We start from the raw sequence: 11,157 nt of genomic DNA on the forward strand, positions 1-11,157 counted from the left end.
TCCAGGAATTGTTGGTACCCAGCGGCTTCAAAGATAAGGATAACCGGTCTTTGTGCAACTTGAGAATGAACCGCGGCTTCGGTGGGGGCACCTCCTCACTGCTGCCTGCAGGTACCATGGCCAGCTTCCAATTACAAGTTCCCTGTTAGTCCCACGATGGCCGCGACCCTTGCTCGATCACGGGCCCTCCATTGGGATGCACCCCCTTGGAGCGTCGGCGCGCGGCTGATGGGTCAGAGACCTAGTGATGCGACGGTGTGGCGTGCCCAGCCGGTGTCGCGGTCGAAGTGGAGCACCTCATGTCCGGTCGTCACGATTACCGCGTCAATCTCTGAAGGCAGGCGCAAAGGCGTGGGTATCGCTTCGCCTGGAGTTTCCGAGAGCGTGCGCAGCATTGCGGCGGCAGGGCCATCCATGCTCGCCACGAGCGCGACAACATGCCTTCTCTTTCGCTCGTCGCTGGCCAACGAGGTCCGGGCGTTCATCGAGTGGTCCGAGTCGAGCCAGCTCTGAAGAAACGTGACGACGTCGTCTTCGAGATGCATCGTACGTTCGTGACCGTGTGCCACCCCGAAGTGGATACCTGGCGCCCTGCCCGGTGCCGCACCGGGTATCACACTGCAATGTGCCTGAAAACCCAAGAACCTTCGGATGTGCGGCCAGACGCGTTCGTCGTCGAATGCATCGGTGACGCCACGTGCCTCCAAATCTGCGAGCAATGGAGCCAACGATTCGGTGAGCGATTTTGCTTTCGGCGTCGGGGTCTTGCCGTCGAACGACTCGATCGCGTCGGAGACGTCGGCCCACACCATCCAGAGTTCGCTTAGTCCGTCAATCGGTAAGTGGGGATTCTCGCGGTGACTGGCGTGGGCGTCGAAGAACTTCAGCAGTGCGGGACTCGTCAACTCCTTGACTTCCACCACGTGATGCTGAGATTCGAAATCCGGCTTCACTCCTGCGGTTTCCTGCGCGCATACCCGGACAAGCTCGTCGTCCCGCAGGACGGCGGTCGCCGCATCCAGGGCATATTGCTCGATGTCGTCGGATGCACATGCAGGATGCTCACACCCCGCTGCATGCCGAGGCGGATTGGCCTTGACCATACTCTCCCTTAGTTTCCATAGGTTGACTGCCGAACTTAAGGCTGATTTGGACCTTCGGTCACCGACGACTGGAAGCAGGACGACGGTTTTGCGCGGCTCTGAACGCAAAGGGGCCATGAGGTTTTTCGAGCTGACAAACTGACGCTACCGCCGAGGCGGCAGTCCCGAAAGCCACCCGTCCGAAAGCAACTCCAACAACTGCCCATCCGGATCCCGGATCATCGCCATCGCCTCGGTCACGGTCTCCTGGACCACCGCTCCCCCGAACTCAGCGACCTGCTTCAACGCGCCGGAAAGATCGGAGACCGAGAACGAGATGTGCGTCAGCCCAACCTGATCCATGACTCGTTCCGAGCCGGCGTGCACCTGACGCTTCGAGTAGTCCATCAGTTCGAGCACAAACCCGTCGCGCACCAAATAGGTCGCATGCACCCCGAGCGGCTCGGGAAGCTGCACCAGCTTGGCGGTGGGGCCGTCGGGCGGATCGAGCTCCCACCAGAACTGAAACCCGAGCACGTTCTCATAGAACCGCCGCGACCGCTCGCGATCCGAGACGCACAAGCCGACATGGTTGAAGGTCGTCCGGTGACTACTCATCGCGGCCTTTCTCGACAGACACGCCAGCGTAATAATGCAAAGATAGTGCAAAAAGCACCCCGGTCGCGGTGGAGGACTATCAGATGACAATCCGTCCCGACGTCACCGAAGACGCCATCGTCGACTTCGACCATCACTCCGACGCGTTCAACCTCAACGAGCTCGCCATCAACGCCGAGCTGCGCCAGAAATGCCCGGTGGCCTGGAACGAGAACTACGACGGCTTCTGGTACCTCAGCAGCTACGATGCGGTCAGCCGTACGGCCAGAGACGGCGAAACCTTCGCCCACAAGTACGAGCCCAACTCGGAAGACGGCGTCGACTACCAGGGCGAGATGGGCGTCCCCCGCCCCGGGGGCCAGCCGGCCCTGGGCATCGGCGAGGTCGACGGCCCGTACCACCAGGCCCTACGGCACGCGCTGGCCCCGTTCTTCTCCCCCGGCGCCGTCCAGAAGCTCAAGCCTTTCATGGAACAAAAAGCGCATGAGTTCCTCGACCAGAAAATCGAAACCCGTCGCATGGACCTCGTCCTGGACTACGCCAGCCCGGTCCCGGCCATCCTCACCATGAAGCTGATGGGCCTGCCCCTCGACAACTGGCACCTCTACGCCAACCTCTTCCACTCGGTCATGGCCGTCCCGCAGGACAGCCCGGAGTACCTCGATGCCATCGGCAAAGTCCCCAAGATGATGGAAGAGGTCCTCGAGTACGCGGCCGGCAGACGAGCCAAACCGGACGAAGACCTGACTAGCTTCCTCATCCAGTTCGAGTTCGACGGCCATAGCCTCACCGACGAACAGCTGCTGAACATCCTCTGGAACCTCATCGGCGGCGGCGTCGACACCACCACGTCACAAACAGCGCTCACGCTCCACCACCTGGGCACCCACCCGGCCCTCAGACAGCAACTCATCGATCACCCCGAGCTCTACCGCACCGCCACCGACGAATTCCTGCGCTACTTCTCGGTCAACCAAACCCTCAGCCGCACAGTCACTCACGACGTCGAGCTCAACGGCCAACGCCTGCGAAAGAACGACAGAGTCGTCATCAGCTGGCTCTCGGCCAACCACGACGAAAAAGAATTCCCTAACCCCGACGAGATCGTCCTGGACCGCGCGCCCAACCGTCACGTCGCCTTTGGGCTCGGGCCGCACCGCTGCATCGGATCGCACCTCGCGCGCCTCATGTCCGAAACCATGGTGAAAGCCGTCCTCGACCGCATCCCCGACTACCGAGTCGATATCGACAACGTCCACCAATACCTGGGCAACCCCAGCATGACCGGGCTCGCCAAGCTCCCGGTCACCTTCACCCCCGGAGCGAAGCGAGGCTAGATGCCCGACAGCGCTCGCGGACCCGCCAACCCGATCACGCACCTGCTCGGGCCATTCACCCGCACCGGCGGCTTCTACGCCCGCTCCTGGAGCACCTACCTGAATCGTCAGCCCGACGAGCTACCGGTGGCCCGGCCCACCATCGCGCTCGCGGCGCAGGCATTCCGCGACGAAATCCTGCTGAGCGGCTTCAGCCTGCTGCGTGGAGCCCCCGACGCCGAAACGCTCGAAAGAATCAGCACAGAAGTCGTTGCGGCACAAGCCTTCTACGGCGACAAGGGCTGGCTCGACAATCCCGAGGGATTCTTCGCCCCACCCCCGCCTGCCACCGACGTCACGGTCAAACGCGTCAGCAGCATGGGACGCAACTTCGAGCGGCTGTCCTTCGACAGCGACTACGAGCCCCACGACGGCGAACCCGGCCGGGACCGGTGGCGCAGCTACACCCGCAACAACCGCGAATACGCCCTGATGTTCCGGCACCGCCGGCCACGACCCTGGCTGATCTGCATCCACGGCGCCGAGATGGGCCGCGCCGCCCTGGACCCCATGCTGTTCCACGCCTGGCACCTGTACCGGGATCTCGACCTGAACGTCGTGCTCCCCGTGCTTCCCCTGCACGGCCCCCGGGCAAGCGGCCCGAAATTCCCCAGCGAGGACGTGCTCGACGACGTCCACGGCGCCGCCCAGGCGGTCTGGGACATCCGGCGCCTCATCACTTGGATCCGCGAGCAACAGCCCGACGCCGCGATCGGGGTCAACGGCATCTCCCTCGGGGGCCTGATCTCGTCGCTGGTCGCCAGCCTCGACTACGGCCTCACCTGCGCAATCCTGGGTGTGCCGGCCGTCGACCTGGTGAACCTGGTCGGCCGCCACGCCGGCCTCAGCGGCCACACCGCCCTGCGCCACGCGATGAACTCGGCCAAACCCCTCGGCCGGATGATCTCCCCGCTGGCGCTGACCCCACGTGTGCCGAAAGAGGGCCGCTTCATCTACGCCGGCCTCGCCGACCGGCTGGTGCACCCGCGTGACCAGGTCACCCAGCTCTGGGAGCACTGGGGCAGACCCGAAATCCAGTGGTACCCAGGCGGTCACACCGGATTCTTCCGCTCGCGGCCGGTGCAGCGCTTCATCGACGACGCGCTCGTGCAGTCGGGCCTGGCCGAGGAGTCGCCGCCAACAACCGGTCGAAGGCGTCGGTAAAGCCTTCGACGATCGTCTCATGTTCGGGCACAAGGGTTTTGTCGCAGGCGATGCCCACGGTCACGTCGCCGTTGTAGGTAAAGATGCCGAAGCTCATGGGCTGGTTGCCCGAAACGGGCGCCCACCCGACGATGCCCTCCACCTTGCTGCCGGCCAGGTACACCGGCATCGGCGGGCCGGGCACGTTCGTGAGCGTGCCGATCGTGCGGTCGGTGAACAGGCCCACCGACGCTTCATAGAGCTGCCTGTTGAACCCGGCGATGCTCTCCTGCAGGCGAAACGCCACGGCCGCCTCGTGGCCGTGCTTGATCCGGTTCATCCGCCGCTTGGCCACGGCCAGCACTCGCAGGGCATCGGGTTCGTCGGTCGGCAGTTCGAGTTGTACGAGGGCGAATTCATTTCCGAGATTGTCGGGCAGCGTCACGTCGACCGGCTTGAGGTTGACCGGCACCATGAAGGTCACCGCGGAGCAGCGGGCGTGTTGGGCCTCGAGGTAGTCGTGCAACGCTCCGGCCACACACGTCACCAACACGTCGTTGACCGTGCACCGATTCGCCTTGGCGACGGCCTTCACTTTGGCCAGCGGGATCGGCTCCGACCATGCCACCGCTTTGTCGAGGCCAGCGGTCCCCGTCCACAGGGTCGAGTCGTTGCGGGTCCCGATCAGCAGTTTGCGGACCGTGTCCACGTCGCCGGGCGCGGACGAGAACACGTCGACCAGCGCGCCGCTGCCCGGAACCGCCGCCCGCACGGTGGAGCGGACGGACTCGGCGACGTCGGACACCGTCGCCCGCGCCGACATCGTGATCGTGTGGCCGGCCCCCACCGGGTTCTCCAACGCCAAGCGACTGAAGTCGTTGGCACGAGCAAGAATTCGAGGCAATCCGGCGGCGACCCTCACGACCCCTTCAGCCATGTCCGTCCCCCGTCCGACCGGGTCGTCCAGCATCTCATCGACGACCGACCTCGCGCGCCGCGCCGTGCCCGCCACCCGTACCGCCGCGGCCCGCAACCGGTCCTTCGTCGGCCGCCCTGGCGGGTGGGGCCGCGCCGCGTGCTGCACGACGTCGGGACCGCGGATGGGGCCACCCTCGGGAGACGCGTCGAACAGGCTCATCGCCAGCTCGACCATGCGCATGCCGTCGGCGACGGCGTGGTGGGTCCGCATGATCATCGCGCTACCGTCCCGGTAGCGGTTCACCCAGATGCCTTTCCAGAGAGGCTTTTTGCGGTCGAGCATTTCGGTATGGTGGCTGGCCACCAATGCCTGCAACTCGCGGCGGTCGTCGGGGTCCTCGAGGTCCACGATCGTGACGTGCTGCCCAAAGTCGAAGTTCTCGTCGACCTCCCACCACCACGAGCCGTCGGAGTCCTTGACCGCCAGGCTGCGGAACACGGGGTAGCGGTTGATGAGCCGCTCCTCGATGACCTGGCGCACCCGGTCCCAGTCGAGCGGATCGGCCGTCCAGACCACCGTGTCGACGACCATGAGGTTGTTGGGGCGGTCCATCTCCAGCCACAGCGCGTCCTGGATGCCCAGCCGGCGTCGCTCTGCCACCTCGCACCTCCACGACCTGCAGGTACCCGAGTCTCCATCCACAGCCGGGATACGGCCAGAGGACAAGGTCCCCTAGTCGGCGGACGTTGCGGCTGTGGTGATCAGGACGCGGTGGCGTACTGCAACACCGGCTCCGACGAATCGACGTGCCCAAAGCTGATGATCCGCAGCCGATCCGGGCGCACCTCGTAGCGCACACCGTTCAACGGATTGGTGACATCGAACCCGTCCCCGGCGCGCTCGGCGTTGGACAGCTCGATGTGCGCGCCGTCGCTGATCCGTTCGCCGCGGTAGTAGTAACTGCCGCTGAGGTTTTCACACACTACGGCCAGCGACTTGGCGGTCCGCACCACGGCCGCCGGCGGATTCCCCGGGTCGCAGCGGGCGGTCTCGCCGACGAACCCCAGCCCGTCGGCGCCCCGCACCGGAGCCGACAGCGTCGGCGTCTTCGGCGGCGGCGTGCTGGACGGCGCGGGTGATGGCGGCTGAGCCGCCCGCGGCGGCGGCGCGCCGCCCTGACTCAGAGCCGAGACCAGCGCCACGATCAGCCCGACGATCACCAGCGCCACCGCCGCCCCGCCCGCCACCAGCGGGCCGCGGCCGACGAACGGCCGATGCGGCGGCGAAGGGGGCGCGTCAGCAGGCGGATACGGGGTGACCCCCGTGTCATCGGGATTCGGATAGACCGCCTCGAACGGCCGGGTGCGAAGCGGCGCCGCGGCAGCGCTGACCGCCGCCGGCTCGTACACCTCGGACACGGCCTCGCTGGCCGCGCGGGCGAGTTCGCCCGCGGAGCCGAACCGCGCCGTGCGCTGTTTGGCCATGCCGCGGGCGACGACGTCGTCGAAGGCCCGGCCCACGCCGCGCCGCATGATGCTGGGCCGCGGCGCCGGCGACAGCATGTGCGCCGTCTTCAGCTCGTCGGGGTCCGCGGTCTCGAACGGCGGCTGACCTGTGAGGCACTCATAGAGCAGGCACGCCAGCGAGTACACGTCGGTCTGGGGCCCGACGCGGCCGGTGGTGAACCGCTCGGGCGCCATGTAGACGCGTGACGGGTCGGCGTGCCCGATCCCGAAGTCGACCAGATACGCGAAGTGATCGGGAGTCAGCAGCACGTGTTCCGGCCGGACACCCAGGTGCACCAGCCCGGCGGCGTGCGCGGCGTCCAGCGCCCGCGCCACCTGCGCGACGATCGACGCGGCCCGCGGCGCTTCCAGCGGTCCCCGCTCGCGCAGCAGGTCCTTGAGGCTGCCGCCCTCGACCAGATGCATGTCGACGAAGAAAACCCCGATAATCGCACCGAAGTCGTGCATCGGGATGACGTGGGGCTCCCGCAACCCCGCGGCAACAGCGCATTCTCGCCGAAACCGTTGCTGGAAGCCGGGATCCGCGGACATCGCGGCGGGCAACAGCTTGACCGCGACCGTCCGGTCCCTCACCGTGTCGTGTGCCCGGTAGACCTCGCCCGTCGCACCCGCCCCGATCAGTGATCGCAGCTCGTAGGGCCCGAACCGGGTGCCAAGCCGCGAGGTCAATGGGCAGTCCTTTCGCTACGTCCAACAGGTCCAGCCCGGCGGGTTCCCCAATCCGCCGCCGACCTAACGTGCGCCGGCTCATGCGTGCGGCGGCACCGGGCACCAGAATAGGCCGCAGTTGAAGTTGGGCGGGCCGGCTACCGATCCCACATCAGGCGTCAGCCGCCGTGCCCGCCCTTGTGTTTGCCCGGGTGCGGCGGCGGCCCCTGTGGCGCCGGCGGCGTCGTCGTCGTGGTGGGTGTGGTGGTCGTCGTCGTGGGCGGGGGCGCCGGCGTGGTCGTGGTGTTGACCGGCGTGGGCGGCGACGCCGAGAACGGCGGGTCGATCGCCAACAGGAGCAGGGCCAGCACGAACGCGGCGACGATCGCCGCCACCCACCACTTGCGCCGCGGCGTGGCCGGCTCCGGCGGCGCGCCCACGAATGTGTAGGTGAGCGGCGCGACGACCGGGACGTCCATCACCCGGGTGCCGGTGGACCTCGCCGCGGGGGCACGGCCCGCGAGCGCGGCGCGCATCGTGCCGGCCTGGTCGAACCGCCGGGCCGGGTCGCGGGCCATCGCCCGTTCGATCGCGGCGGCAAGGGGCGGTGGCACGTCCGGGCGCAGCGCCGCAACCGGCGGCGGCGAGTCGTGCAGGATCGCGTGCGCCAGGGCGCCCAGGTCCTCCTGCGGGAACGGCCGCCGCCCGGTCAGCGCCTCGAACCCCACCACGCCGACGGCATACAGGTCGTCGGCAGCGGTGGCCGGCTTGGACGTCAGCCGCTCGGGGCTCAGATAGGCCATGCTGCCGACGACTTCCCCCGCCCGGGTGTAGGCGGCGCCGGACGTCTTGGCGATGCCGAAATCGGCGAGCTTGGGTTCGCCCGCGGCGGTGAACAGGATGTTGCCCGGCTTGACGTCGCGGTGCAGGATGCCGGCGTGATGCGCCTCGGCCAGGGCGTCAAGGACGCCGTCGAGGACGGCGTGGACGAACGCCGGGGGCAGCGGCCCGCGGGCGATGTGGTCGGCCAGCGACACCCCCGGCAGGCGCTCCATCACGATGAACGGCAACCCCTGATGCTCGCCGACGTCGTGGACCACCACGACGTGCCGGCCGGTCAGCCGCGCGGCAGCGCGCGCCTCGGTGTCGAACCGCAAGCGGCTGTCCGGCCGGTCGGCCACCCCGGGATAGAGCAGCTTGATGGCGACGGGCCGGCCCAGCTTGCGATCCCAGCCCTCACGCACCTCGGCCATCGCCCCGCGGCCCAGGACACCGCGCAATTCGTACCGACCGTCGCCGAGAACCCCGCCCGGTGCAATCTGCACTCCATCAGTGGCCCGGGCGCGGAGATAGTCAGTCCGTTGGAGCTTCGTTTGGATCCCGCCTTGCTATTGCCCCGCGGTTGCGGTTGCCACCGCCAGCAAACCCAGGAATAGCCCAACGTCTCACAGCCGAAACCTAGGGCGACGCTCGCGGTCAGCCGCGCGGCCGCACCCGCTCATGCCAGCCAGATCGGGTTGGTGAACGCGACCATCGCGCCGAGCGGACGCCGTTGTGCGTCGCGCAGCTCCAGCCGCGCGAAGCGCGCGGACTCGGCGTCGAGTGCCCATCGCAGCATGGTCCGCGCCGGCCCACCGACCCTCGCGCGTCCCACGCAACCGGCCGCGGTGATCAGGGTGGCAGTTGTGCCGGGCGCTCCCGTGACCATCGCCGTGACGGTGACCGGGGTCTCGCGCGGAACCTTCAGTGTCTGGCCGGGGCCGGCGACGTCGGCGGCGTCCGGGCTCGACGCGGTGAACTCCACGGTGACGGCCCGTGATCTGGCAATGTACGAGCGGCCGCAGCGCAGCCCCTCGATGATCGCGGGTACCGACAACTCACGCGCATGCACGACGGTCTGCGGTGAACCCACCGGCTGCTCGTGGGTGTGGGAGTCACTGCCGGCGACCGCCGCGACGCGCCGGCCCGCGGACAGCAGCCGCTGCCAAATGCGAAGCGACGCTTCATCATCGATGTTCCACCGGCCGTTCCACACCTCGAGCGCATCCACCTCGCCAAAACCGAACTCCCACAACGACCCGGGCACCGGCGCGGCCGGATGGGCGGCGACCACCAGGCCGCCGGCGTCGCGGACGTCGGCGGCGAAACGCCCGAACACCCGGTCACGCGGCGAGTATCGCCAATCGACCCAGGCGTGTGGCGGCAGGCCGACCGCGAGCCAGTGCCCATGCCTGGTGGTGACCTCCTCGCCGGGTATCACCAACAGACCACCGGTGCGGCATGCGGGCCACACCCGGTTCGCGGAGTTCGTGTTGTGGTCGGTGGACACGATGAAGTCCAGCCCGCTCGAGTGCGCGGCCTCGACCAGCTCACCGGGATGGCGCTGGCCGTCGGAGTGCACGGTGTGCAGATGCAGATCCCCGCGGTACCACCCGGCACCGCGGGCCGACGGCGCCGGACCGGCGACGACGGTGTCACCCGCCGGGGCGGGCCGCCCACGCTCGAGGACGACGCGCGCGTCCCAGGCCATCCCCCACGGGCTCAGGACCACCGGGCCGAGTGCCACCGCCCATCGACCCGGCTCGATCGGGCCGGCAAGATAGCCAGGCGTCGCGTGCGTGCCGGAGATCACGAAGCCGTCGCGCGCTCCCCCTGACCACCCACGGAACCCGGCCGCATTGCCCACGTCGTGGCCGGCGGGGCCAAAGACACCTAGATCCAACACGTTTCGGACCGGCCCGCCCACCGCGAAGCCGTCATGCGCGGTGTCGACACGGATTCGGTGCACACCCGCCGGCACCTCGAATGGCAGGTACGCCCACTGGTCGATGCCAAACCCGAATCGCCCTGAAAACGCTATGTGGATCGTCGCGCCCTCGCGCTGCTGGGTGACGGCACCGGGGGCGACCATCGCGACACTCATGGAAGTCCTTCCTATCGGTACACCACCAGCATTCGGCACCAAGGAGTGACGACCCGTTACATCGACACGAACACCGTGCGTCGAGCCACTGTCATGTTCGTGTGGTGCCGCGGCGGCATACAGTGAATCACTGTGAGCGACATGACAGCGCGGTTCGCCGAGATAGTCGGCCAGCACAACCTGCTGACCGGCGACGCCATCCCCGAGGACTACTGGCACGACGAGGTGTTGACCAAGCCGCCGCAGAGGCCGGCGTACGTCGCCAAACCGGCGAGCGCGGAAGCGGTTTCGCAGCTGCTGAAGGCCGCCTCGGACAACAACATCCCGGTGACGGCCCGCGGATCCGGAACCGGCCTGTCCGGCGGGGCGATCCCCAGGGCCGACGGGCTGCTGATCTCCTTCGAGCGGATGAACGCCGTCCTCGAGGTCGACACCACCAACCAGGTCGCCGTCGTCCAACCCGGGGTGACGCTCACCGAGCTGGAAACCGCGACCGCCGACACCGGCCTGCGCTACATGGTCCACCCCGGCGAGCTGTCCTCCAGCGTCGGCGGCAACGTCGGCACCAACGCCGGCGGCATGAACGCGGTCAAGTACGGCATCGCCCGCCACAACGTGCTCGGGCTGCAGGCGGCGCTGCCCACCGGCGAGCTCATCCGCACCGGCGGCAAGATCGCCAAGATCTCCACCGGCTACGACCTGACGCAGCTCATCGTCGGCTCCGAGGGCACCCTCGCCCTGGCCACCGAGGTGACCGTCAAGCTGCACCCGCGGCTCGACCACGCCGCGACCGTGCTCGCCCCGTTCGCCGACTTCGACCAGGTCATGGCCGCGGTGCCCAAGGTGGTGGGCAGCGGCCTGGCGCCCTACATCCTGGAATACATCGACAACGTGACGATGGCCGCGCTCGTGCATACCCAGA

9 protein-coding genes are annotated in these 11,157 nt (G+C 67.9%); 3 read left to right on the forward strand and 6 right to left on the reverse strand.

The genetic code is table 11. From position 1 onward, the window contains the following. Nucleotides 1–233 precede the first annotated feature (233 nt). Nucleotides 234–1,103 carry a hypothetical protein gene (locus tag A5713_RS25040; protein WP_156752022.1) on the reverse strand — a complete coding sequence of 290 codons (870 nt, stop codon included), beginning with the start codon at nt 1,101–1,103 and terminating at the stop codon, nt 234–236. Between the two features lie 144 nt (nt 1,104–1,247). Continuing rightward, nucleotides 1,248–1,700, reverse strand: a complete 453-nt coding sequence (locus A5713_RS25050; RefSeq protein ID WP_068098980.1) for a VOC family protein — start codon at nt 1,698–1,700, stop codon at nt 1,248–1,250. Nucleotides 1,701–1,783: 83 nt separating this feature from the next. On the opposite strand from A5713_RS25050, the gene A5713_RS25055 reads away from it, so the two are divergent. Together A5713_RS25055 and A5713_RS25060 are read left to right on the forward strand one after the other, a co-directional pair. Next, a complete protein-coding gene (locus A5713_RS25055; RefSeq protein WP_068098995.1) occupies nt 1,784–3,037 on the forward strand; it encodes a cytochrome P450 in 1,254 nt (417 codons plus the stop codon). Next, complete coding sequence (locus A5713_RS25060) at nt 3,038–4,240, forward strand: S9 family peptidase (RefSeq protein WP_068098981.1); 1,203 nt, start codon at nt 3,038–3,040, stop codon at nt 4,238–4,240. On the opposite strand, the gene A5713_RS25065 is transcribed toward A5713_RS25060, so the two are convergent. From A5713_RS25065 to A5713_RS25080, 4 genes are all read right to left on the reverse strand, one after another. After that, nucleotides 4,167–5,798: a WS/DGAT domain-containing protein gene (locus A5713_RS25065; RefSeq protein WP_068098983.1), complete on the reverse strand. Its 1,632-nt coding sequence runs from the start codon at nt 5,796–5,798 to the stop codon at nt 4,167–4,169. The genes A5713_RS25060 and A5713_RS25065 overlap by 74 nt on opposite strands. Before the next feature lie 101 nt (nt 5,799–5,899). Further along, nucleotides 5,900–7,333: a serine/threonine-protein kinase gene (locus A5713_RS25070; RefSeq protein ID WP_068098988.1), complete on the reverse strand. Its 1,434-nt coding sequence runs from the start codon at nt 7,331–7,333 to the stop codon at nt 5,900–5,902. Nucleotides 7,334–7,491: 158 nt separating this feature from the next. After that, nucleotides 7,492–8,637 carry a serine/threonine-protein kinase gene (locus tag A5713_RS25075; RefSeq protein WP_231980674.1) on the reverse strand — a complete coding sequence of 382 codons (1,146 nt, stop codon included), beginning with the start codon at nt 8,635–8,637 and terminating at the stop codon, nt 7,492–7,494. A gap of 173 nt (nt 8,638–8,810) precedes the next feature. After that, nucleotides 8,811–10,235 (reverse strand): CehA/McbA family metallohydrolase, encoded by a 1,425-nt coding sequence (locus tag A5713_RS25080; protein ID WP_082973149.1) that lies wholly within the window; start codon nt 10,233–10,235, stop codon nt 8,811–8,813. 132 nt (nt 10,236–10,367) lie between these two features. On the opposite strand from A5713_RS25080, the gene A5713_RS25085 reads away from it, so the two are divergent. Continuing rightward, a partial coding sequence (locus A5713_RS25085) for an FAD-binding oxidoreductase (RefSeq protein ID WP_156752023.1) occupies nt 10,368–11,157 on the forward strand: 790 nt, incomplete at its 3' end.

The sequence above is a fragment of the Mycobacterium sp. E2497 genome (assembly GCF_001668695.1).
Lineage (GTDB): Bacteria > Actinomycetota > Actinomycetes > Mycobacteriales > Mycobacteriaceae > Mycobacterium.